Annotated in this window: 21 protein-coding genes; 12 read left to right on the top strand and 9 right to left on the bottom strand. The window is 61.9% G+C overall.

The annotated features are described in order from the left end of the window. The first annotated feature begins 84 nt into the window (after positions 1-84). From DY926_RS12970 to DY926_RS12960, 3 genes are read left to right on the top strand one after another with little or no spacing between them, the layout of a single operon-like run. Positions 85-1692: a lysine--tRNA ligase gene (locus tag DY926_RS12970; protein ID WP_116703749.1), complete on the top strand. Its 1608-nt coding sequence runs from the start codon at positions 85-87 to the stop codon at positions 1690-1692. A gap of 9 nt (positions 1693-1701) precedes the next feature. Beyond that, on the top strand, positions 1702-3795 hold the full coding sequence (locus tag DY926_RS12965) for a lysylphosphatidylglycerol synthase domain-containing protein (protein ID WP_116703748.1): 2094 nt from the start codon (positions 1702-1704) through the stop codon (positions 3793-3795). A gap of 40 nt (positions 3796-3835) precedes the next feature. Further along, entirely contained in the window at positions 3836-4579 is a 744-nt protein-coding gene (locus tag DY926_RS12960; RefSeq protein WP_116703747.1) for a MarC family protein, read from the top strand. A gap of 22 nt (positions 4580-4601) precedes the next feature. On the opposite strand, the gene DY926_RS12955 is transcribed toward DY926_RS12960, so the two are convergent. From DY926_RS12955 to thpR, 5 genes are all read right to left on the bottom strand, one after another. Next, on the bottom strand, positions 4602-5219 hold the full coding sequence (locus DY926_RS12955) for a uracil-DNA glycosylase family protein (RefSeq protein ID WP_116703746.1): 618 nt from the start codon (positions 5217-5219) through the stop codon (positions 4602-4604). Positions 5220-5231: 12 nt separating this feature from the next. Continuing rightward, on the bottom strand, positions 5232-5936 hold the full coding sequence (locus tag DY926_RS12950; RefSeq protein ID WP_116703745.1) for an NAD-dependent deacylase: 705 nt from the start codon (positions 5934-5936) through the stop codon (positions 5232-5234). Positions 5937-6174: 238 nt separating this feature from the next. After that, positions 6175-7581 carry a c-type cytochrome gene (locus tag DY926_RS12945; protein ID WP_408886066.1) on the bottom strand — a complete coding sequence of 469 codons (1407 nt, stop codon included), beginning with the start codon at positions 7579-7581 and terminating at the stop codon, positions 6175-6177. Positions 7582-7632: 51 nt separating this feature from the next. Further along, entirely contained in the window at positions 7633-9852 is a 2220-nt protein-coding gene (locus DY926_RS12940; RefSeq protein WP_116703743.1) for a PQQ-dependent dehydrogenase, methanol/ethanol family, read from the bottom strand. 446 nt (positions 9853-10298) lie between these two features. After that, positions 10299-10847, bottom strand: a complete 549-nt coding sequence (gene thpR / locus DY926_RS12935; protein WP_116703742.1) for an RNA 2',3'-cyclic phosphodiesterase — start codon at positions 10845-10847, stop codon at positions 10299-10301. A gap of 198 nt (positions 10848-11045) precedes the next feature. On the opposite strand from thpR, the gene DY926_RS12930 reads away from it, so the two are divergent. The 5 genes from DY926_RS12930 (at position 11046) to cyoD (ending at position 16337) form a co-directional block, all read left to right on the top strand. Continuing rightward, a complete protein-coding gene (locus DY926_RS12930) occupies positions 11046-11825 on the top strand; it encodes a Bax inhibitor-1/YccA family protein (RefSeq protein ID WP_186336172.1) in 780 nt (259 codons plus the stop codon). A gap of 651 nt (positions 11826-12476) precedes the next feature. Continuing rightward, positions 12477-13403 (top strand): ubiquinol oxidase subunit II, encoded by a 927-nt coding sequence (cyoA, locus tag DY926_RS12925; RefSeq protein ID WP_116703741.1) that lies wholly within the window; start codon positions 12477-12479, stop codon positions 13401-13403. A gap of 5 nt (positions 13404-13408) precedes the next feature. Beyond that, the gene (cyoB, locus tag DY926_RS12920) at positions 13409-15403 is read left to right on the top strand and encodes a cytochrome o ubiquinol oxidase subunit I (protein WP_116703740.1); all 1995 of its coding nucleotides are present in this window, start codon (positions 13409-13411) and stop codon (positions 15401-15403) included. Further along, positions 15403-16008 carry a cytochrome o ubiquinol oxidase subunit III gene (gene cyoC / locus DY926_RS12915; RefSeq protein WP_116703739.1) on the top strand — a complete coding sequence of 202 codons (606 nt, stop codon included), beginning with the start codon at positions 15403-15405 and terminating at the stop codon, positions 16006-16008. Before cyoB ends, cyoC begins: the two co-directional genes overlap by 1 nt. Next, a complete protein-coding gene (gene cyoD, locus DY926_RS12910; protein WP_116703738.1) occupies positions 16008-16337 on the top strand; it encodes a cytochrome o ubiquinol oxidase subunit IV in 330 nt (109 codons plus the stop codon). The genes cyoC and cyoD overlap by 1 nt, the downstream gene beginning before the upstream one ends. 117 nt (positions 16338-16454) lie before the next feature. Here cyoD and fdxA read toward each other — a convergent pair whose 3' ends face one another. From fdxA to DY926_RS12895, 3 genes are all read right to left on the bottom strand, one after another. Beyond that, positions 16455-16787, bottom strand: coding sequence for a ferredoxin FdxA (fdxA, locus tag DY926_RS12905; protein WP_116703737.1), 333 nt, complete (start codon positions 16785-16787; stop codon positions 16455-16457). A gap of 191 nt (positions 16788-16978) precedes the next feature. Then, positions 16979-17278 carry an RNA-binding S4 domain-containing protein gene (locus DY926_RS12900; protein WP_116703766.1) on the bottom strand — a complete coding sequence of 100 codons (300 nt, stop codon included), beginning with the start codon at positions 17276-17278 and terminating at the stop codon, positions 16979-16981. A 5-nt stretch (positions 17279-17283) separates the two neighbouring features. After that, on the bottom strand, positions 17284-19905 hold the full coding sequence (locus DY926_RS12895) for a helicase-related protein (protein ID WP_116703765.1): 2622 nt from the start codon (positions 19903-19905) through the stop codon (positions 17284-17286). A 114-nt stretch (positions 19906-20019) separates the two neighbouring features. Between DY926_RS12895 and DY926_RS12890 the strand changes: the two genes are divergently transcribed. The 3 genes from DY926_RS12890 (at position 20020) to DY926_RS12880 (ending at position 22553) form a co-directional block, all read left to right on the top strand. Beyond that, complete coding sequence (locus tag DY926_RS12890) at positions 20020-21462, top strand: leucyl aminopeptidase family protein (RefSeq protein WP_116703736.1); 1443 nt, start codon at positions 20020-20022, stop codon at positions 21460-21462. 160 nt (positions 21463-21622) lie between these two features. Beyond that, the gene (locus tag DY926_RS12885) at positions 21623-22039 is read left to right on the top strand and encodes a MarR family winged helix-turn-helix transcriptional regulator (protein ID WP_116703764.1); all 417 of its coding nucleotides are present in this window, start codon (positions 21623-21625) and stop codon (positions 22037-22039) included. A gap of 58 nt (positions 22040-22097) precedes the next feature. After that, entirely contained in the window at positions 22098-22553 is a 456-nt protein-coding gene (locus DY926_RS12880) for a hypothetical protein (protein ID WP_116703735.1), read from the top strand. A 72-nt stretch (positions 22554-22625) separates the two neighbouring features. Here the strand turns inward: DY926_RS12880 and DY926_RS12875 are convergent, their stop codons facing one another. Continuing rightward, positions 22626-23663, bottom strand: a complete 1038-nt coding sequence (locus tag DY926_RS12875; protein ID WP_116703734.1) for a glycosyltransferase family 4 protein — start codon at positions 23661-23663, stop codon at positions 22626-22628. Positions 23664-23730: 67 nt separating this feature from the next. Between DY926_RS12875 and DY926_RS12870 the strand changes: the two genes are divergently transcribed. Then, positions 23731-24406: nucleoside-diphosphate sugar epimerase/dehydratase (locus DY926_RS12870; protein WP_408886065.1), on the top strand; the 676-nt coding region annotated here is incomplete at its 3' end.

Here is a 24406-nt window from a genome sequence, read left to right as displayed (position 1 = left end):
TCATGTCATTCCCGTTGCCGCATCCCCGTGCTGTGGCATAGGATGGATTGACCCGCGTCATCCCTGTCCATAGCTTGCCGGTCCATGTCAGAACAGCATCGTTCCCTTATCTCTCCCCTCCCCAAATCCTGGCCGTTCGAGGAAGCCGCCAAACTGTCCGCGCATGTTGGCGCGCGCGCGGTAACGGCGGACCGGCCCGTGCTGCTGGAAACGGGATATGGCCCGTCGGGGCTGCCCCATATCGGCACGTTTGGCGAGGTGGCGCGGACATCATGGGTGCGGCAGGCCTTTACGCGCCTGACCGGCCTGCCCACGCGGCTGCTGGCGTTTTCGGATGATATGGACGCCCTGCGCAAGGTGCCCGAGAACGTGCCCAACCAGGAGATGCTGCGCCAGTTCATCGGCAAGCCGCTTTCGCGCGTGCCGGACCCGTTTGGCACGCACGAATCCTTTGCCGCGCATAACAATGCCCGCCTCCGCGCCTTTCTGGACGGCTTTGGCTTTGAATATGAATTCGCGTCTTCTACCCGCTATTATGAAGATGGCCGCTTTGACGCCGCCCTGAAGCGCGTGCTGGAAGTGCATGACGAAATCGTGGCCGTGATCGCCCCCACGCTGGGCGCGGAGCGGCGTGCCACCTATTCCCCCGTGCTGCCCATCCACCCCCGTACCGGTCAGGTCATGCAGGTGCGCATGGATGCGATCGACCCGGTTGCGGGCACCGTGCGCTGGACGGATGAGGAAGGCGAGACGTTCGAGACCCTCGTTACCGGTGGCCATGCCAAGATGCAGTGGAAGGCCGACTGGGCCATGCGCTGGTATGCGCTGGGCGTGGATTATGAAATGTCGGGCAAGGACCTGATCGACAGCGTGCGCCTGTCGGGCAAGATCTGCCGCATCCTTGGTGGTCAGCCCCCGGCGGGCCTGACCTATGAGCTGTTCCTGGACCAGAACGGGCAGAAAATATCCAAGTCCAAGGGCAATGGCATCTCGGTCGAGGAATGGCTGCGCTATGCCCCGGCGGAAAGCCTTGGCCAGTATATGTTCAACGCCCCGCAGCGCGCCAAGCGGCTGTTCTTTGATGTCATTCCCAAGGCCACGGACGAATATCTGGCCCATGTGACCAAGGCGAAGACGCTTGCCGCGGATGACCCGGCCCTGATGACCAACCCGGCATGGTTCATCCATGGCGGTGAGATCCCGGCCAGCGCGGGCAGCCCCGTCACGTTTGGTATGCTGCTCAACCTGGCCAGCGTCGCCAATGCCGAGACGCCGGATGTGCTGTGGAAGTTCATCCAGCGCTACGATGCCAGCGCCACACCGGAAAGCTGCCCCATGCTGGCGCGTCTGGTGGACCATGCCATCGTCTATTATGCCGATTTCGTCCGCCCGACGAAGCATTACCGCGCACCTGATGCGCATGAGCGCAAGGCGCTGGCTGACCTGGCCGAAGCCCTGCGCGGGATGGAGGGGGAAGATGCTTCCCCCGATGCATGCCAGAACCTTGTGTTCGAGATCGGCAAGACCCATGGTTTCGAGCCGCTGCGCGCATGGTTTGGCTGCCTGTACGAGGTGCTGCTGGGGCAGAAGGAAGGTCCGCGTTTCGGGATTTTTGTCGCATTGTACGGGATTGCGGAAACCGTGGCCCTGATCGAGGCGGCCTTGACCCGCGACGAAAGGGCGGCAGGCTAGGGGCCAGCCATGGCCGAACGCCCGCCGCACGACCCCATGACCCCGCCCGATATGGAGGGGAAGCCCGATGGGGCGCCCCCCGCAGGCCGGCGGGGGCTGCTGCGCCACCTGCCGCACATACTGGGCCTGCTGCTGCTGGTGGCCGCCATCGTGGTGGTCCAGCGTGAGGTGCGCCACCTGCACTGGCATGACATAAGCCAGGCGCTGGCCGCCATTCCGGCGGCGACACTGTGGGCCGGGGCGGGCTTTACCCTGCTGTCCTATCTCGTCCTGTCGTTTTATGACTGGCTGGCCGTGCGGCAGGTGGGGTGCCCGCTTTCGTTCCGGCGCACGGCGTTTGCGGCCTTCTGTTCCTATGTCCTGTCCCACAATCTCGGGTTTTCGGCCATTTCCGGGGCGGCGGTGCGGTTCAGGCTGTACGGGAACTGGGGGCTACGGCCATTTCAGGTGGCCCAGATCATTGCCTTCTGTTCGGCCACCTACCTGCTGGGGGCGGCGGTCCTGATCGGCAGCGTGCTGGTGCTGGAGCCGGATACGGTGCCCTTTATCGGGCAGAAACTGCCCATCATGCTCATGCGGCTGGTGGGTGTGGTGATGTGGGGCGGGGTGATCGCCTATGTCGTCATGGGCCGTTATGTCAACGAGATCAGGCTGTGGCGGTGGCACATAACCTTCCCGTCCTCCGCCATGGCGGTGATGCAGACAACGGTCGCGGCGGCGGAGGTCGCAGCCACGGCGGCCATTGCCTACACCTTCCTGCCATCCGCGCCGGGGCTGGATTATGGCACGTTCCTGGCCATCTACATCGCCTCCTACACGGCGGGGCTGGTGGCCAGCGTGCCCGGTGGCCTCGGGGTCTTTGACGGGACGATGATGCTGGCGCTGGGCGCTTACCTGCCCGCCACGCGCATCATCACCGCCATTCTGGTCTTCCGCCTGTTCTACTACATCGTGCCGCTGTTCGTGGCGGGCATCATGTTCGCCTCGCACGAACTGTTCCTGCGTGGGGATGCGGCACTTACGCGCAAGGTGGGCGCGCGCCGCCCCCTGCGCGGGCCACGCACGGGACGGCCCAGCCAGGTCATTCGGGAAAGCGAGGCCGATTTTTCCGTGGCCGTGGCGACGGGGGCCGTCTCGCTGTGCGGTGCGCTCCTGCTGGCCCTGACCCTGCTGGACCCCGAAGGGTGGCTGAACGCAGGCAGGCTGCAGCCTGTGTTCGTGATGATGGGGGATTACCTGCTGTCCCTGATCGGGGTGGCGCTGATCGGGCTTGGCATCGGCCTGTCGCAACGGGTGACACTGGCGTGGAAGGCAACGATCGGCCTGCTGTCCGTGGCCTGTGGCCTGACGCTGCTGCGTGGTTCGCCGCTGGTGGTGCCGGGCCTGCTCATGCTGGTCTGTATTCTCATCGCGCCGTTCCGTGGTTCCTATTACCGGCATGCCCGGATATTGAGTGAACCGCTGTCCTTCCAGACCATCGTGTCGATCGTGCTGCTGGTCGGCTCCATCGTGATCCTGATGCTGGCTGGCCCGCATGATTCGGTGGGCGGGAGCTGGTGGGAGATCATGCTGTTCGCCTCCCGCCCCGGTATCACGCAATGGACGCTGGGGCTTGCGGTCATGCTGGGCCTGACCATGATCGTGCGCCTTGTCCGGCCGGGGCGTATCCTTGTCCTGCCGTGGGATGACACGACACAGGCCGCGTATCGCGCCCTTGACCATGCGCTTGAGGGCGTGGGCCAGACCACGCCGGTGCCATCGGGGATGATACAGGGCGCACGAGAGCAGGCGTTGCTGCCATTCGTGCGGATCGGGTCCTATCTTGTGGGACTGGGCGACCCGGCGGGGGATGCGGATGACTGCATATCCGCCATATGGTGGCTGCGCGATCTGGCGGTGCAGGAGGGGCGTCGCCCGGTATTCTGGCACGTGGGCCAGACACTTATGCCGGTCTATAACGAACTCGGGCTGACATCATGGCCGCTGGCGGCGGAGGAAACAGGCGCACCGTCATGCTTCCTGTGTGCTGCGGCCAATGACCTTGCCCGCCTCAGGCCGCTTATGCGGGATGCCTTTCCTCTGATGGAGCAGGCGGGTTGCTGATGCGGGCATATGAATTCACGGTCCGTCAGGTGGCGCGGTCATGACGGTCCATAGCGGTCTGCTGACCCATTTTTCCACCGTGGTGGGACTGCCCAGCCTGTCGGGCGCGTTCCTCATGGCGTTTCCCGCGCTGTTCTCGATCGTCAATCCACTGGCGGCGGCACTTATCTTCGCGCAGGTCACGGCGGGACAGGACCGCAAGACCTGCATGGCACTGGCGCGTCAGGTTGCGCTCTATTCCGCCGTGCTCATGCTTGCCTCGATCTGGACGGGCGGGATGGTGCTCGCCTTTTTCGGCATCACCATAGACGCGCTGCGCATTGCGGGCGGGCTGGTTGTGGCTGTGCGGGCATGGGCGCTGCTTCAGGCGCCCGAGACGGAAGAAGCCCGCAAGCAGGCGCAGGCCACGCAGACCAACCGCGCACCGGATAATAACAGCACCATCATGGGGCAGGCGTTCTTTCCCCTGACCATGCCCTTTACCGTGGGGCCGGGCACGATTGCCGTGGCAATCGCGCTGGGGTCGGAGGGGCCGCCCGGTGGGCTGCATGTCGTCTTTTATGGTGTGCTGTCGCTCGCGGCCCTGCTGGTGGCGGGGACGGTCTGGGCGGCCTATGCCTATGCGGACCAGCTACTGGGCCTGCTGGGGCGGACAGGCACGCGCATAGTCTCACGGCTGGCGGCGCTGATCCTGCTCTCCATCGGGGTGCAGATCCTGATAACCGGCGTGCAGGGGGTTATCCTGTCCACGGCCCATTCCGTCCTGCTTATGGCGGGCGAATAGCGGATTTACGTCACCGGGGCCTTCAGGCCGGGTCAGGCGGCAGTATTTCCGGCACAGGCTTCCCGGCTAGCACTGCCTGCACACAGGCGCGCAGGGCGGGCAGCACGTCATGGCCAAACTGCGGCGTGCGCCGTTCCCACGCCCCGGTACGCCATGACGGGTGCGGCAGGGGGAAATAACGTGGCAGGTAATGCCGGAAATCAAGGCAGCACCGCGTCACCTGTCGTGCGCCCAGAATATGTCTCTGGGCATAGGACCCGACCACCAGCGTCAGTTCTATATCGGGCATCTGCGCCATGATACGTGCCCGCCACTGGGGCGCACATTCCGGGCGGGGCGGGCAGTCTCCGCCCTGTGGCAGTCGGCCGGGGTAGCACAGCCCCATGGGGACCAGGGCGATGCGGCTGGAATCGTAAAAAGTGGTCCGGTCTATGCCCATCCATGCCCGCAGCCTGTCGCCGGAGGCATCGTTGAAGGACTGGCCCGTCTCATGCACCTTGGTGCCGGGGGCCTGGCTTGCAATCAGCAGCCGTGCGGTGCGTGAGACATGCAGCACCGGGCGCGGCCCCAGCGGCAGATGCGCCGCACAGGTCTGGCAGTTGCGGATGGCGTCCAGCAGGTGTTCGAGTGTCTCGGCCATTCCGTATTCCTGTTACTGCGCCAGCAGCGCCTGTGTCCATGCAGGGACCGTATGTGTGGCAGGGCCAAGGATGGTCTGGTCAAAGGGGGAGGGACCAGAGCGCGCCTCCAGATTGAACAGCATCGTATCCGCATGGTCGGCCACGCTGTCCACAAATCCAGCCGCCGGATAGACAACGCCGGAGGTGCCGATGGCCACGAACAGGTCACACGCCGCCAGCCGCTGCGTGATGGTGTCCATATGGTAGGGCATCTCCCCAAACCATACGATATCAGGCCGTAGCGTGGGGCCATGGCAGGCGGGGCATGGCGTATCGGGAAAACAGTCTCCATGCCATGCGGGTGTTGCGCCGCAGCCGGTGCAGCGCAGCCGCAGCAGTTCCCCATGCATGTGGATGACATCGTGACTGCCCGCGCGCTCATGCAGGTCGTCTATATTCTGGGTGATGATGGTCAGGTGCCCCTGCCACCGGCCATCACGGGCGGCCTGTTCCAGCCCCGCCAGCGCCAGATGGGCGGCATTGGGCTGCACGGCAGTCAATCCGGCACGCAGGTTGTTATAGAAACGGTCCACGCGCAGCGGGTCGCGCCGGAAGCCCTCTGGGGTGCAGATATCCTCGATATGTTCATTGTTCCATAGTCCGTCCGGACCGCGAAAGGTCTGGAGGCCGGATTCCTGACTGATGCCAGCCCCGGTCAGGACCACGATGCGCTGCATACTGTCATTCCCTCCTGTGGAGCAAAGTCTGTCCCAAACGCTGCCCCACGGTCGCGCGGGGGCATGTGAACCCGGACCATAAGTACTCCGGTTTGGAGGGAGGCCGGGTTCTGGAAACCTTCCGGACCATAGGCGGATGCATGATCCCTGCCCATAAGAAAACCGCCATGGATTTCTCCATGGCGGCTTTCCGTAACTGAAATCAGGATGGGTGGCTCCAGGAAGCCACCCCCGCGCCTTACTGCGCGGCGTCCTGACCCGTGTGTGTCTGCGGTGCGAAGGTCCAGCCCGCGCCGTAAGGCTGCGGGAGGAATACCGACCAGCCACTGCTGATGCTGTTCCAGCCAGCGCTGGAAACCGGCGCACCCGTGTCGCGCAGCTTGGTCACGTCGGCGGCGGTGACGGTGCCCGGCGCCTTGTTGCCCCAGCTTGTGCGGATGAAGTTGACCACATCGGCAATCTGCTGCGCGGACAGCGACTTGCTGTAACCCGGCATGGCGACTGCGGACGGCGCCCAGTTGCTCGGCGGCAGGATGCCACCATGTGCAACCACGTTCACCAGCGAGGTCGGGTTCTCGGTCACGACAACCGGGTTGCCAGCCAGCGGCGGGAACATGCGGGCCACACCACCACCGTCGTTACGGTGACAGATGGCGCATTCCTTCACATACGTATCGGCACCCGGAACACTGGCGGTGTTACCCGAATCCAGCATGGTCGCGGTGGACGGATCGTAGGTGTAGTTGCCCTGTGACGGCGGAACCGGCGGCAGGCTCTTCAGGTACTTCGCCATGGCGTGCAGATCGTCATCGGTGAAGTACTGGGTGCTCCATGCCACCACATCGCCCATGCCACCGAACACGGCGGAGTGGTCGATACGGCCCGACTTCAGGAACAGGTAGATGTCGTCCTCGCTCCAGCGGCCCAGACCCACGACCGGGTCATTGCGCAGGCTCGGCGCAACCCAGTTGTCGATCGGTGCGCCACCGGCCAGGAAGTCAGGTCCACCGGATGCATCCAGGGCCTTTTCCTGCATGGCGAAGCCACGCGGTGTATGACACGCGCCGCAATGGCCCGGGCCAGTCACCAGATATTCGCCACGTGCGACCTGCGGGTCGGTGCCGGGGGCGGGGGTAAAGTCCTTGGGTGCGGGCGAGAACAGCGCACGCCAGATGCCCAGCGGCCAGCGCATGGACATCGGCCAGGAAATTTCCGGCTGCTTGTTGGGCTGCGCCACCGGCTTCACGCCATGCATGAAGTAGGCATACAGGGCCTGCATGTCCTCCTTCGTCATGCGCGAGAAGGCGGGGTAGGGCATTGCCGGATACAGCGTGGCGCCATCCTTGCGGATACCATGGCGCACGGCTTCGTCGAATTCTTCGAAGGTGTAGCGCCCGATACCGTAGGTCGGGTCCGGCGAGATGTTCGTGGAGTAAATCGTGCCGATCGGGCTCTTGATTTCGAGCCCGCCCGCATAGGCCTGACCGTGCAGCGCGGTATGACACGCCACGCAGTCACTCAGCCGTGCGACATATGCCCCTTTTTCGACTAGCGCGGAGTCGGCATTTGGCGTCTGAGCCAATGCCGTCCCTGCCAGCAGACTAAACGCTGCCGCGCTGAATGTCACCTTAAGCCTGTTGATCATTATGTTCACCATCATGCGTCGCGTTGATGCGAAAAATTGTCAAAACCGGGATTACGGCAGCTGCTCGGGAATACCGGCGGCGTTCTTCCGGGCATCAACTTCCCTCTGATAGGTCTCGTTCGCACGCTTGATCAGGAACTGACGGATATCCTCAATCTCGTTCGGGTTCATGTTGCTGTCGAAGCGGTCCATGCCATAGGCGGTCAGCGCACCGCGGCCAACAACATTGTAGAACGCATCCTGGTGGCGGATGGAGCCGGACCAGCGCAGATCGGGCAGCACACCACCACCTTCGGCATTGTCACCATGGCAGGCGGCGCAATACGTCTGGAACTGGAAGTAGCCGTTATCCGTGCGGGCGGCATCAAACTGTGCCGGCGGCTTGACGGGGAGGAAGCCCTCGTTGTTCTGCTTGGGCAGTTCGCCAGCCTTGCCATCAAGCGAGAAGGCAATGATGCGCGAGTGGTTGACGGTCCAGCCGCTGGTGCGGGCAAGGCCACCAAGGAAGAACGGATAGATGCCGCCCCAGCCCACTTCAACCGCAACATACTGCTTGCCGTTGGCAAGGTAGGTCACGGGCGGAGCGATGATGCCGCTGTCAGCCGCGAAGTGGAACAGGTCGGAACCGTTCGTCGCGTCATAGGCATGGAATTCGCCGTTCGCCAGGCCCTGGAACAGCAGGTCGCCGCCAGTTGCCAGGATACCGCCGTTCCACGGGCCCTTGTGGTCCACGCGCCAGGCTTCCTGCTGCTTCTGTGGGTCCCAGGCCAGGAGGTAGCCCTTCAGGTCCTTCACGAAGGCCTGCTTGGCTTCCGGAGAGTCGGGGATACCGACCTTGTTCATGTCCAGACCAAGGTTCCAGCTGTCAGGATGCGGCAGGAACCCACCCTTCTGGTTGGTGTACAGGAACGGAACCTGCTGCGCGGGAATGTAGACGAGGCCCGTCTTGGGGCTGAACGCCATGGCCGCGAAGTTATGGCCGCCAAGGTCACCCGGAATGCCGTACCAGTCCTTGCCCGTAAGCGTGTAGAGCGCATCGGGGTTATAGATCGGACGGCCGGTCTTGGGATCGAGGCCGCTGGCCCAGTTCACATAGACGTAGTTCTTGCCCGAGATGAACTCGCCGGTCTTCGCATCGATGATGTAGAAGAAGCCGTTCTTCGGTGCATGAACGATGACGTGGCGGGTCTCACCATTGATCGGCAGGTCAAGCGTCATGATCTGCTGGACAGAGGTGAAGTCCCACTGGTCCATCGGCGTTTCCTGGAAATGCCAGACGTACTCGCCGGTTTCCGGCTTCAGCGCGACGATGCTGCCCAGGAACAGGTTATCACCCTTGCCTTCGGAACGGTACTTGTAGTTCCACGGCGAACCGTTGCCGACACCCAGATAGACCAGGTCGCTCACGGGGTCATACACGATGGAATCCCACACCGTGCCGCCGCCACCCTGGCGGGTCCAGGCGCCGGTCGGGCTCCAGGTCTGGTAGGCCTTGTTCATCAGCACGCTGTCGGACGCGGCGTGGTCAGGCTCGTTCTTGGGGTTCGGAACCGTGAAGAAGCGCCAGTCCAGCTTGCCGGTCTCGGCATCGAACGCGGAGACGAAGCCGCGCGCGCCGAATTCGGAGCCACCGTTACCAATGATCACGCGGCCCTTGGCCACGCGCGGTGCGCCATCGACCGTGTAGGAACGCTGCTTGCCCAGCTCGGCTTCGGGCGGAATGGTGTTGACGCTCCAGACCAGCTTGCCGGTCTTGGCGTCCAGCGCGATCAGGCGGCCGTCGAACGTGCCGAAGAAGACCTTGCCATTCCAGTAGGCCGCGCCACGGTTGACCGTGTCACAGCAGCCCTTGTCCGCGATGTTGCCGGGCACGCGCGGGTCATAGGACCACAGCAGCTTGCCGGTGGCGGCATCGACGGCCTTCATCATGCTCCAGTTGGTGGTGGCGTACATGACGCCATCAACAACCAGGGGCGTGCCTTCCTGGCCACGGTTGGTATCGAGATCCAGATACCAGGCCAGCTTCAGGTTTCCGACATTGGAACGATTGATCTGGTCCAGCGGGCTGTAGCGCTGTTCAGAATAGGTGCGGCCATAGGTCAGCCAGTCACCGGGATGATCATCAGCATGGATGATCGCTTCCCCCGTGGCGCCCTGCCCATCATCTGCAGATGCCATGGTGGCATAGCCCGAGATGAGAGCCGCACATATCGTTCCGGCTGTAAGCGTTCTGCTCAGAGAACGTCTTTTTCCGAAAACGGCAGAAATCATATGTGATGTCCTCAGAAAAACTAACGGTTTCGAATTCAGGACGCCGCCGCCGCAACTTTCTGTCCGGGCCGGGTTTCTGTTTGTGGTGGGAAAGGAGCGCGTGTCGCGCCTGTTTTCCACCCAGACAGGAAACCGACCGTAAACAGAGGAAAAAGCAGGTAGTCCGTTTCATGCGAACATACCGAGGCTGGTACGCCCGTCTCCTGACATTTTAGTGTTCGAGATCACAAGAACGTGAAGTTGTTGTCAGATTAGCAATGAATCGGATAACCGAAAAAACGGCACCGATATTAAACGATAATTTCTGAATTCGGACAAAATGTGCTTTTCAAGCAGTTCACAATGAATGGCAGGAAATATATTTTTATTATTCAGAAAATATATAAATAAGCAGCTCCGACGCGCCCGGTATCCTCGCCTGCGTAACGGTATCGCGATGCAGGGAATCAGAATGTCAGCGGATAATGCTCCAGCGGTTCGTAAAGCGGCGCATCGGTATTCCGCAGGGACTGGAACAGGGTGAAGTGCGTGACCTGCTCCCCGGCGGTTGCGGGCAGGGGGGTGGCCAACCAGCGCTGCCGCTGGTCAGGATCGGTGCGCAGGGACTGGCCAAGGGTCACGTGCGGCACGAAGCGGCGGCCACGTCTGGCGGAAGATGGCAGGAGCCGGTTCAGGGCCGAGCGGATCTTCTGCTGCAACTGCACCAGCGCGGGATCGGCCGCAACGCCAGCCCATAGGGTATCCGGACCGTTCCGCGTTTCGGACTCGAACAGGCCGGGCGTGGTCAGGGATACGGTGGGCAGGGCAGGGCGAACCGCTGCCAGGGCATGATGAATGTCCTCCAGCATGGGGCGCTGGGTGATCTCACCAATAAAATGCAGGGTGAGGTGGTAGGATTCCGGGGGATACCACACCACATCAGGCAGGCTTCCCCGGAGTTCACCAACGGCGTGCCGCAGGGAAGTCGGTAATTCCAGACCAACAAAAAGACGCATGATGTTCCTGTGAAATAAGGGGGCCGTCGGCATGTGTCATGATACGGCGCGTACAGTATATATACTCGGCCTCATGCGCGTTGTGCATGTTGCCGTATTGTAATGTGTTGGACACGCTGAGGTTCTTGAACGTGTTCTAGTATGTTCCCACATTCAGGGAAAAGCATGTCAGTCAAAGATGTGCAGGAAGGAAAAACAATGGCTTTTGGCCCTGATTCGCGGAGCTTCGTCCGCCCCACCGTTGAGAGTGCCGCAGGCTCCGTCGATATGGGCCTGCGCGCCTATATGTTGCGAGTCTATAACTGGATGGCATCGGGACTGGTGCTGACCGGGCTGGTTGCGTACCTGATCGCCAATACCAGCCTGCAGGCGCTGTTCTTCCAGCATGTCCCCACCGCTTCGGGCATGGTGGCGATCCGGCCCACGGGTCTGGCCATGCTCGCCATGATCGCGCCGCTGGGCTTTGTTATGGTGATGTCGTTTGGCGTGAACCGGCTGTCCACACAGACGGTCCAGACACTGTTCTGGCTGTTCTGTGGCGTGATGGGGGCAAGCATGTCCAACATCTTCATGGTGTTCACCGGCGTTTCCGTCACGCGGGTGTTCTTCATCACGGCGGCGACGTTCTGCACCATGTCGATATGGGGTTACACGACTCGTACCGACCTCAGCCGCTTCGGTTCCTTTCTGATGATGGGTCTGTTCGGTCTCATCATCGCTGGCGTGGTGAACATGTTCCTGGCCAGCCCGGGGCTGTATTTTGTCTATAGCGCCGTTGGTGTGCTGCTGTTCGTGGGCCTGACCATGTTCGACACCCAGCGGATCAAGGCCACCTACCAGCAGTTCGCCTATTACGAAGGGCCGGACCAGGCGGCCAAGCGGTCGGTTTATGATGCGCTGAATCTCTACCTCAACTTCATCAACCTGTTTCAGTTCCTGCTCCAGTTCATGGGCGTGCGTAACAGCAGCAATGACTGAGGGATGACAGGAGTCCTGTAAATTGCAGACCTGAAAGGTACTGTTTTGGCAATAGGAAGGGTCGTCGCGAAAGCGGCGGCCCTTTTTGCATGAAAAGGCTGATTTTGTGGATGATCTGGTGGAATAGATAAGACTTATTCACACAATGAAATTATGTGATGACGGGAGTGTGAGGTTCATGACAGTTAAGCAATGCCTTGTAAAACCCCGTTTTTTGAAGATAAATCAGCAGCATTGTAATTTTGTGAAATATTATGTGAAGGCTTGCCTATAAGGCCATTCAGGTCGGATAACCCTTGAATAGAAAAACTATATGAAAGGGTAAGCGGCACAGAGCATGCGCTTCAGAACACAGGACGGCATCGCGATTTATGGTCCGATCTGCCCTGACAGTAATGATTACGTAAGGTCTGGCGGGCCGTATTGATCAAAATCATGGTCAGCCGGTCGGCAACTAACTCATGACGGATGCAAACCGAAAGTGGCGCCTGTCATTTTCGGGAGTCGACGTGGCGCGATGTCGCTGGATGCGGGGAGATGCCAGGTGCATTTTCCCTGTTGGGCGTATAGCGTAGCCGTTGTTGTCTAAGCCCGTGGATGAAGCGAGGATGTGAGCAAAACAGGGTGATGTCGAAACCAACGAGGCGTGAGATGAAGAAAAAAATCTTGCCAAGATTAACGAAGTTAGTGAGCTTATCTTCGGCAGTGCTGTTAGCAGGCTGCACGTGGGATACGCTCGACCCCAAGGGCATAGTCGGTCTTCAGGAAAAGAACCTGATCATGACGGCGCTGTTCGCGATGCTGCTGGTCGTTGTGCCGGTATGTATCCTGACACTGCTGTTCGCATGGCAGTACCGTCAGTCCAACACATCGGCCGAATACCTGCCGAAATGGTCGCATTCCAACAAGATCGAAGTGGTTATCTGGGCCATCCCCAGCCTGATCATTCTGTTCCTGGCGGTGCTGACCTATCAGACGTGTCATTCGCTTGATCCGTACAAGCCTCTCGAAGCGGAAGCTAACGTCAAGCCAATTCATGTCGATGTTGTGGCGCTGGACTGGAAGTGGCTCTTTGTCTATCCGGACGAAGGGATCGCAACCGTCAACCAGCTCGCACTGCCGGTGAATACGCCGGTTGATTTCCGGATCACCTCTGACTCCGTGATGAACTCCTTCTTCATCCCGCAGCTCGGTACGATGATCTACGCCATGGCCGGGATGCAGACACAGCTGCACCTCATCGCCAACGAAGCGGGTGATTTCCAGGGTGAATCGTCCAACTTCAGCGGTCGTGGCTTCTCCGACATGCGTTTCCGTGCGCTGGCCATGCCTGCGGACCAGTACAGCGCGTGGATCGAGAAGGTTAAGGCTTCTTCCGAACAGCTGGACAGCGCAAGCTATCCCAAGCTGGCCGCGCCGAGCGAGGCCAACCCGGTTGAATACTTCTCGCATGTCGATGCGGGTCTCTTTGACGAGATCGTTGCCAAGTACAACGACGGCATGATCATGGATAAGAGCACCGGCAAGATGCTGCATGTGCAGCAGTCCGCGATGTCCGACATGAACATGAAGGAATAGGACAGATGTTAGGCAAATTAACTTTGTCGGCCATTCCTTATGATGTGCCGATCCTTGTTGGGACTTTCATCGGTGCTGCCATTGCTGGCCTGGCCGTTGTCGGTCTCATCACCTATTACGGTAAATGGGGCTACCTGTGGCGTGAATGGCTGACCTCGGTCGACCACAAGCGCATTGGTGTCATGTATATCGTTGTCGCGCTCGTGGCGCTGTTCCGCGGTTTTGCGGACGCGATCATGATGCGTTCCCAGCTTGCGCTGGCCTATGCCGGTAACCCCGGCTACCTGCCGCCGCACCACTATGACCAGATCTTCTCCGCCCACGGCACGATCATGATCTTCTTCATGGCCATGGCGTTCATGCAGGGTCTGATGAACATCGTGGTGCCGCTGCAGATCGGTGCGCGCGACGTGGCCTTCCCCTTCGTGAACACGCTGAGCTTCTGGATGACGACTATCAGCTTCCTGCTGGTCAACGTCTCCCTGTTCATCGGTGAGTTCTCGCAGTGCGGCTGGCTGGCATATCCGCCCCTGTCCGAGCAGCAGTTCAGCCCCGGTGTCGGTGTTGACTACTACATCTGGGCAGTCCAGCTGTCTGGTGTGGGCACGCTGCTGACCGGTGTGAACTTCTTCACCACCATCGTGAAGATGCGTGCGCCGGGCATGACCTACATGCGCATGCCTGTGTTCACCTGGACCATCTTCTGCACGACCGTGCTGATCATGGTGGCCTTCCCGATCCTGACCGTTGCGATCGCCCTGCTGGGTCTTGATCGTTACCTTGGCATGCACTTCTTCACCAATGACGGTGGCGGCAACCAGATGCTCTACCTGAGCCTGATCTGGGGCTGGGGCCATCCCGAAGTGTACATTCTTGTCCTGCCTGCCTTCGGTGCCTTCTCCGAAATCACGCAGACCTTCTCCCGCAAGCCGCTGTTCGGCTACAAGACCATGGTCTACGCGACCGCTTCCATCATGGTTCTGTCGCTGCTCGTGTGGGCTCACCACTTCTTCACCATGGGTGCCGGCCCGAACGTGAACACGTTCTTCGGTATCATGACGATGGTCATCGCGGTTCCGACCGGGGTGAAAATCTTCAACTGGCTGTTCACGATGTACAAAGGGCGTGTCGAATTCCACGCGACCATGTACTGGGTGATCGGCTTCATGATCACCTTCTCCATCGGTGGTATGACCGGTGTGATGCTGGCGATCCCGGCTGCTGACTTCGTTCTGCACAACAGCCTGTTCGTTATTGCCCACTTCCATAACGTGATTATCGGTGGTGTGTATTTCGGCTACGTTGCTGCCATGAACTTCTGGTTCCCGAAGGCGTTCGGCTTCAAGATGAATGAAGCCTGGGGCAAGCGGGCGTTCTGGTTCTGGCTGGTTGGTTTCTACTTTGCCTTTATGCCGATCTACGTTGTCGGTTTCGAAGGCATGACCCGCCGCATGAACCACTACGACAATCCGGAATGGCATCCCTGGCTGCTGATCTCCGCATTCGGTGCCGCGCTTATCGCGCTTGGTGTTGTCTGCCAGCTCACGCAGATCTATGTCTCCATCCGTGACCGTAACCTGGCTGAAAACCGTGACCTGACGGGCGATCCCTGGAATGCTCGCACTCTGGAATGGTCCACCTCTTCGCCGCCGCCGTTCTACAACTTTGCTATCGTGCCGACCGTGCATGAGCTGGATGCCTTTGCTCATGACAAGGAAGCTGGCATCGACACCCGCAAGGTTGGTGGCGACTACAAGCCGATCCATATGCCCAAGAACACGGCATGCGGCTTCTTGATTGGTGCCTTCAGCTTCGTGCTTGGCTTCGGTGCGATCTGGTATATCTGGTGGCTGGCCGCTGTTGGTCTGATCGGTATCATCGCTACGGTGATTGCCCGCTCTGCCGATAACGACGTCGACTACTATGTGCCGGTCTCCGAAATTGTTCGTATCGAACAGGAGCACTCCCGTAACCTTATGGCAGCACAGGCAGCGGAATAATGGCGCAAAACATTACTGCTGATGCAGCCCACGGACACGACGAACATCACGAATCTCCTGTGGTGTTCGGGTTCTGGGTGTATCTGATGACCGACTGCATCATCTTCGGTTCGCTGTTCGCAGTGTTCGCGGTGATGCGCAACCAGTTCGCCGGTGGTCCGACCGGCCACGAAGTATTCGAGCTTTCCGGTGTTGGCATTGAAACCGCCATTCTGCTGCTGAGCTCCATTACCTATGGTTTCGGCATGATCGCCGCCCACGACAACAAGGTCAGCACCATGCGGACCTGGCTCGGGGTGACCTTCCTGCTGGGGCTGGGCTTCCTTTTCATGGAAATCCGTGAGTTCTCTCACATGATTGCCGAAGGTAACGGCCCGGATCGCAGTGCGTTCCTGTCCTCCTTCTTCACGCTTGTGGGTACACACGGTCTGCACGTGACCTGCGGCCTGCTGTGGATGGCGGTCCTGCTGTTCCAGACAGCGGGAAAGACCGAGCTGAACGAGCGCATGATCGGTAAGCTGACCTGCCTCAGCCTGTTCTGGCACTTTCTGGACATCGTCTGGATCTGTGTCTTCACCTTTGTCTATCTGATGAGTGTGATCTGATGGCAGACCATGTATCTTCCTCGGGAGAGAGCCACGGGAGTGTAGGGTCTTACCTTACCGGGTTCGTACTTGCCGTTATCCTGACGGTCGCGGCGTTCGGGATCGTGATGTCGCATGCGATGTCACCTTCCGGCACGGTCGGGGCGATTGCCCTGCTGGCGGTCATTCAGATCGTTGTTCATCTGGTTTACTTCCTGCACATGAACGGCTCGTCCGCTCAGCGCTGGAACGTCATGGCCTTTGTCTTCACGGTGCTGTCGGTGATCGTCCTTGTGGCGGGCACGATCTTCATCATGCATGACACGTCCATCAACATGATGTCGCGCTAAGCGGCATCATGCGGGGTCCGGGGGGATTACCTCCCGGGCCTGACGGCATAAAAAAAGACCGGCACGAGAAATCGTGCCGGTCTTTTTTTATGGGCAACCCGGTGGGAAAGGCCGGGATCAGCCTTTCTGGGGTTCGGGGGAAAGCAGCTCTTTCTTGTTGGGCTTGTCTTTCCATTCCTGGGCGTCGGCCGGAGCGTCAATCTTGCGCGTGATGTTGGGCCATACCGCAGCGTATTTGGCGTTCAGTTCAGCCCAGGGAGTGGCGCGGTCGTCACTATCGGGGAAGATGGCCTCAGCCGGGCATTCCGGTTCGCACACGCCGCAGTCGATGCATTCGTCCGGATTGATTACGAGAAAGTTCTCACCCGCGTAGAAGCAGTCAACCGGGCAGACTTCGACACAATCCGTGAATTTGCAGCGAATGCAGTTTTCGGTGACCACATAGGTCATCGCCTATCTCCGATCATTATTTGTTCGGCCAGCGGCAATAGGCCCGGCCATTGGAAAAGGGACGAGGCGCCACATAGGGCATGACCTCATCAGGAATGGCGGAAGATATGAGAGTGTTTTCCTGCCGTGGCAAGCCCAAGACGGCAGCTAAAGCATAATCATGACCAGCATCTGCATTGCAGCCACAATATTCACGCAGATTCCGGAATAACTTCATACAGAAGCTGTGCAAGAGGGGCGGATTGCCGCCGTTCGGCACAACTAATAATGCGAATGACTATCACCGTTTTTCTGTCCGGGGCGGGCAGCGTCAGGATGTCGCCCACATGGACCTGCGCATGCGCCTTGGTCACGCGCTGGCGGTTGATGCGGACCTGCCCGCCTGTGGCCATCTGCGCGCACACGCTCCGGCTGCGCCCGAAGCGGGCATGAAGCAGCCACAGGTCCAGGCGTTGGGCAGTAGGGGCAGCGGGAAGGGAGGGCTGTTTCATGCTGGTCATGGGCGGTTGAGCAGGGCGGCGAGGGCCGCGAATGGACTGTCAGAGCGGCGGGCGGGTCGCCCACCACCTTTCGGCGTAGGCTGTCCGGTAGCCTTACGTTTTTCCGCCCGGGGCGGTTTTCCTTTTTTCTCGGCCATGGGTTCAGGCAGGAATCGTACCATGACCGGGGGCGGCGGGCCGTAATGGTCCGCTGGCATGGGGCGGGGATGATAGACGCGCATGTTCAGCCCCTTCATGACGGCGGGCAGGGCCTCGCGCCGCACCCCCAGCCGCGAGGCCAGAAGCGGCGGCAGCGGTATGGGCGCGCGCCGGGTCATGCGGGCGAGTTCGAGAATGAATTTTTCCGCAATATCCAGCCTGATCCGCACCGGCCCCGCATCCAGCCAGCCCATGCGGTCCATGAGCGGTGTGGGCAGGGCGTCGGGCGGCAGGGAGATGCGGCTCATGGCGGGCAGTGGGGGGCACGGCATGTTCAGGCTGATGGCGACCAGCCAGCCGCGCAACTGCATGGGCCGTTCCTTCAGGATCGCGGGCATGAACAGGCTGTAGTGCCCGATCCGTATGCCCAGCCCCCGTAACCTGCGGACCATTTCCGCCCCATAGCGTTCGCCCCGGTGCAGGGGGGCGACGCCCGCGCCCTCGTGCAGGCGGTGGACGATGCCGCGCAGGCTGGGCGTGCTGGCCACGGCGGCGCGGACGGCAAAAAGCGGGGCCAGATGCTCACGTACGGTCCGCCCCAGCCATTCCTGAAGCCGGTTGCGGATGCGTTCGCGCTGCGCATTGTCCAGCAGCGGGTTGTCGAGCACCTGCGGGCGGGGCGTAAGGATGTCGGCCCCCGGCTGGAGCCGCGCAATTGGCATGCCCTGCCACAGGACGTGCAGGCCATCGGGGGAAAAGGTGAAATGCCGGTCCTCATCCTGCACCAGCAGCGCGACGCGGCGCGGGATCTCGCTGCGGACCGCACGGCGCGCGGCGCGCATGAGCAGGCGCGCGTCATCGGCATCGGTATGCTCGCCCGCAATCAGGTCCAGACCGGCAATGCGCCCGACCTCATGGCCTTCCACCACCACATTGCCCTGTGCGGTCACGGCGGAAAGCAGCGCGTCATGGCCACCTTCGTCCAGCCGACGGATCAGGCTGGTCGCACGGCGGTCCACAAAGCGGGCGGTCAACTGTTCATGCAGGATGTCGGACAGGCGGTCCTCGGCTTCCCGGGTGCGGGCCTGCCAGTGCTCGGCATTAGCGACCCAGCCGGTGCGCGAGGCGATGTAGCTGCATACCCGGATGCCCGCCAGCCGCTGCATGAGAGAGTCGATGGTCCCCTCGGTATGGAAGAAATAGCCGATCTGCTTTTCCATCCACGCGGCGGGAATACGCCCGTCGTGAATGATATGGGTGAAAATGCGCCCGCACAGGCGGATATGGCTGTCATCGCCCAGTTTGCGGAAATCCGGGATCTGGCAGCTTTCCCACAGCAGGCGGGTGGCGGCGCGGGAGCGCACCAGCGGGCGGATCTCGGTGTTTGCCGCCAGGGCGGCCAGGGCCAGCATATCACTGGCTTCATGGCCCGCGGTCAGTTCCGGGCGGGGAGAGGGCTGGTTGAGGCTGGACAGCAGGGCATCGGGTGATGAAAAATCAAGCGCGCTGTTGCGCCAGGACAGGCGTGTAAGCGGATCGAACCTGTGCTGCTCCACCGCTTCGGCCAGTTCCTCATGCAGGGGTGGGCAGGTGCCGGTGGTGCCGAAGGTGCCGTCACGCAGCCCGCGCCCGGCCCGGCCCGCAACCTGCGCGATCTCACCGGCATTGAGGGGGCGGACGCGCGTGCCGTCGAATTTGGACAGGCTGGCAAAGGCGACATGGTTGACATCCATGTTCAGCCCCATGCCGATCGCATCGGTCGCGACGAGGTAGTCGACCTCCTTTTCCTGATACAGCGCCACCTGCGCATTGCGGGTGCGCGGTGAAAGCTGGCCCATCACAATGGCACACCCCCCCCGCCTGCGGCGCAGCAGTTCGGCTATGGCGTAAACCTCGGCTGCGGAAAACGCGACAATGGCCGAACGCGGTGGCAGGCGGGTGAGTTTGCATGCCCCCGCATGGGTAAGCTGGGACAGGCGCGGGCGGTGTTCGACCTCGACCCCCGGCACCAGCCGGCAGATCAGGTTGCGGATGGTGTCGGCGCCCAGAAACATGGTTTCGGCCGTGCCACGGGCATGCAGCAGGCGGTCGGTAAAGATATGCCCCCGGTCCGGATCGGCGCAGAGCTGGATTTCATCCACCGCCACGAATTCCACCCGCCGGTCGAGCGGCATGGCCTCGACCGTGCAGGAAAACCAGCGCGCCCGGGGCGGTATGATTTTTTCTTCCCCCGTTATCAGGGCGACGGCGTGCGCACCCTTGCGCGCGACCATGCGATCATAGTTCTCCCGCGCCAGCAGCCGGAGCGGGAAACCGATGATCCCGCTGGAATGCGCCAGCAGGCGTTCAATGGCCAGATGGGTTTTTCCGGTATTGGTCGGGCCGAGCACGGCCCGGATCTTCGTATCGGAATAGGGGCCGGAACCATGCCCGGCCACAGTGCGATAGGGGCCACCAGGGCCCGAGGGTACACCCGTCATGCCTGCATGCTCTGTCCAGGCGGCGGCAAATGCAAGCAAAACCACATGCGGCTTGCGTTGTGGGGTGACCGGACGCACGCTGGCGGGAATAAAACGTGGTAGGGAGGGCATTTAATGAACATGCTGGAGAGTCAGGACTGTCTGGTTCTGGCGGAAGATGTGGCGGGGCAGGCTGTGGGCGTGGTGCATGCCATCCGCCCTGCGGCGCTCGATCATCTGGCCGATCTTGTGGGCGAGGCCGGAGCCCGTTTTGCCAGTCTGTCCGGATTTGCCGCCCGTTACGGGCAGGTGCAGCTCCTGCCCGGCGCGGATGGCCACGTCGCCACCGTGCTGCTGGGCGTGGGTGAGGAAAAGGATGGCGCCGATCCGTTCGTGTTTGGCGTGCTGCCCGATTCGCTGCCGCCCGGCCTGTGGCGTGTCAGCGCGCCTGCCGATGTGGATGCGGCGGACATTGCCCTCGGCTTCTGTCTGGGCGCGTACCGCATGCCTGCCTTCGGGCGGGATGTGGAGCCGCCCGCCACGGCAGGGGCACGGCTGGTCGTGGATACGGCTGGGCTGGCGGCGGGTGAGATGGCGCAGTGCATGAACCTTGCCCGCTCACTTATCAATACGCCCCCCAACCTGATGGGGCCGGACGATCTGGCCACCGCAGCGGCGGCGGCGCTGGGGCCGCTGGATGTGCAGGTGCAGGTCATCCGCGGGACACGGCTGGAAAAGGAATTTCCCACCCTGTTCCATGTCGGCAACGGCTCCGAACGCGCGCCCTGCGTGGTGGAAGCCCGCTGGCGCGGCAGCACCGCCACTGATGAGGCGCCGCTCATCTCCCTTGCTGGCAAGGGTGTGTGTTTTGATACCGGCGGTTATGACATCAAGCCCGCATCTTCCATGCTGCGGATGAAAAAGGACATGGGGGGTGCGGCCATCATGCTCGCCCTTGCGCGGCTGATCGTGCTGCGTGACCTGCCGGTGCGGCTGGAACTGCGGCTTGGCTGCGTGGAAAACAGCGTGTCGGGCCGGGCGATGCGCCCGAGCGATGTGGTGGTGACCCGCTCGGGGCTGACGGTCGAGATCGGCAATACCGATGCCGAGGGGCGGCTTGTGCTGTGCGACCTGCTGCATGCCGCGTGCGAACACCAGCCCGACCTGCTGGTTGACGCGGCCACACTGACCGGCGCGGCCCGCGTGGCGCTGGGGCCGGACGTGCCCGCCCTGTTTGCCAATGATGATGATGTGGGGGCGGCCTTCGTTACGGCGGGGCATGCCTGTGGCGACCCGCTGTGGCGGCTGCCGCTATGGCCGGGCTACCGCAAATGGCTGAGCAGCCCGGTGGCGGATCTGAACAATATTTCATCCAAACCCATGGCAGGGGCGATTACGGCGGCCCTTTTTCTAGAAAATTTTGTCAGTACAGATGTGCGCTGGGTTCATATCGATACCTATGGATGGAACGATACGTCACGTCCTGGCCGCCCGGAAGGCGGAGAAAGTCTTGGTTCAAGAGCGGCTTACGAAGGGATATTACGAATATTTAATGTCGGGGACAGAATGCATCGCTAAAGAAACAATCCCGTAAGCGAACTAATTCTCGCCCTGCGACTTATATATGCTCTAGATGCCAATTATATAGGCAATGCTGAAAGACATCATCCAGCCCCGGTCCGATTCCGCATCTGTGCGCCGGTTGGCGGGACTGACATTCGACAAAGGATTTCCACTGATGGCCAAGTCATCACAGGCTCATACGGATCAGATGATCAATTCCCTGCGCGACACCATTGTGGCAATGGTCCGCCGTGACGGTCCCGACCTGTCAGCCCGCCAGCTGGCCGTGTTCCTGACCTGCTACCTGAGTGACGACGCGCACACCGTGCGTGGCCTCGCGGCCGAGCTGAACGTGTCCAAGCCCGCGATCACCCGCGCGCTGGACCGGCTGAAGGATCTTGACCTGGCCCGCCGCACGCCCGACCCGATGGATCGCCGTTCCGTGCTGATCAAGCGCACGCTCAAGGGCAATGCCTACCTGCGCGACCTCTGCACCATCGTGACCGAGACCGCCACGCAGGAAAAGGCCGCCACCCCGGCCCGCAAGCCTGTCCGTCCCCGTCGGGCCGAGGGACTGCGCCGCGTCGGCTGAACTTTTGCCCATGCCCGCGGTTGTTTTCGTATATTTCAGGGACTGAAGGATCTGATCCATGCGTATATCAAGACGTCTGGTTGCCGCCGCCATTGCGCTGGCACCGCTGGCGGGCATGCCCGCCCTGGCCCAGGCGGCCGACTCCTCGCTCGGAACGCCGTCCGGTCACGTGACGATGAAGTTCAAGTCACTTGATATCGGTGTCGGCCACACATGGGGCACGGGCAGGCTCGTGTTCAAGAACCATACCTACCGCTTCAAGATCGAGGGCGGTTCGGTCGCGGCCGTGGGCTTCTCCAATGTCGAAGCGCAGGGCACCGTCTATAACCTGACGAACATCAAGGATTTCGAGGGTAGCTACGCCTCCGTCAACGGGGAAGTCACGGCGGGGACCGGCATCGGAGCCGTGCTGCTGAACAACTCGGCAGGCGTGCGGATCCAGCTTGATACGTCCAGCACCGGCGGCCGTCTGGCGGCTGCGGCGCAGGGCATGAAGATCACGCTGCGTAAATAAGGACTTCACGCCATTACGGGCGGGTTCTGATCCGGGGGCGGGTGGCCATGCAGGCTGCCCGCCCCCTTTTTGTTACCAGTCCAGTTCCGGTGTCCGGCGCACCTGCCGCCACACGATCACGGCCCAGCCAAGCTGGACCACGCCAGCCAGCCCCAGCGCGACAGGCGGCGTCATCCACGTTCCCGCAACGGCTACCGCCACAAGGCTGCCGTACAGCGTCGCCCCCCATGCCAGCAGCGTAATGCGCCATGCGGCCATGCCGCTGCGATGGGCCATCTGGTACAGGTGCTCCCGGTGCGCGCGCATGAGCGGGCGGCCCGTCATGGCACGCCGCAGCAGGGTAACCGCTACGTCAGCCAGCATGCCCGACAGGATCAGGGGCATCAGGATTTCGCCATGCGGCAGATGCGGCATGTCCGCCATGCGCAGCCCCAGCGTGCCCAGCACCAGCCCGCAGCACTGGCTGCCCACATCCCCCATGAACAGCCGCGCATGTGGGAAGTTGAAGGGCAGGAAGCCGCCCACGGCCACGGCCAGCACCAGTGCCGTAGCCCAGATGTCCACACTACCATGAGCTGCAAGGCACAGCCCCGCCGTGGCCAGACAGGCCAGCACGGTGCAACCGCCCGCCAGTCCGTCCAGCCCATCGACAAAATTGAGGGCGTTGCACAGGCCGACCAGCAAAACCATCCGTAACAGCAGGCCAGACCATGCCGGGATATGGGGCAGGGACGGCATGCTGCCCCACGCCACCAGTCCGGCGGCAGCAATCTGTGCGGCAAGCTTCCATGCTGGGGGCATGGGGTGCATGTCATCATACCATGAGAAAAGGCCAAGCCAGACCGTGGCCACCAGCAGCGTAATGTCCGCCCGGCCCGCCGCATGGTGAAAGATCATTTCCGCCAGTGGTAGGCCCACAAGGAATACCGCCAGGATTGCCAGCCCACCGCCCTTGGGCACCGGCCGGGCATGGGCGCTGCGCCCGGTGGGATAGTCCATGACATGCAGGCCGATCACCCGGCGTGAAAGGAGTGCCGCCGCCGTGCCGCCGGTCAGGAGCAGAAGGCCAAAAAGGGCCACGGCGCCATGACTGGAATGCACACTGGTCATGAAAGCCGGGACTGGCGCATGATCTTTCCTTCTTGCCCTCCGTCCGCTCGGCTATAGGTGGCGCAGAATGGTTAGGCAATCCTCCAGCCGTCGCCCGGCCCTGGCCGAATGGGCGCGCATGACACGGACCATAGCGGTAAACTGCGCCCTTGATACGCTTATGGGCGGCGTGGCCGCCTGTGCCGCGCGGGCCATGAGCGGCTACGTGCCGAGCGTGGGGGCGGCATGGATGCTGCCTGTCATCGGCATGGTGGCCATTGCGGTGGCGGGCTGGCCGTTCCGTATCTTCCGCCAGCACTGGCGTTTTGCCGGGCAGTCCGATTTCTGCCGTCTGGGCGGGGCGGCCGTGCTGGCTGGCCTGCTGGCCTGCGCCATGGTGGCGGGGCTGGGGCACGGCAGGCATGTGGCGTCTTTCGGCGCGGTTTACGCCATGGCGGTGTTCATGCTCATGGCGGGCGCGCGTGCGGCCTATCAGGGCTGGCGGCAGTACCGTGGCGGGCGCGTCATGCCATCGGGCACGCGGATCATCCTGCTGGGGGGCGTAAGGGATGCAGGCCGCTTCCTCCGGCTCATGCCTGATCTGGGTGGCCGTGTGGTGGGCATGGTGACCGAAGGCCCCCTGCGCCGTCCGGGCCGGCAGTTGCGTGGCGTGCCGGTGCTGGGGGAGGTGGGGGACCTTGCAGGTATCCTGTCCGGCATGGGGGGCGGTGAAGACAGGCTGCTGGTGGTGGCCGACCCGGATT

The organism is Komagataeibacter melaceti (genome assembly GCF_003403295.1).
Lineage (GTDB): Bacteria > Pseudomonadota > Alphaproteobacteria > Acetobacterales > Acetobacteraceae > Komagataeibacter > Komagataeibacter melaceti.
The sequence above is the reverse complement of the archived record's forward strand: the minus strand, read 5'-3'. Positions and strand labels throughout refer to the sequence as shown.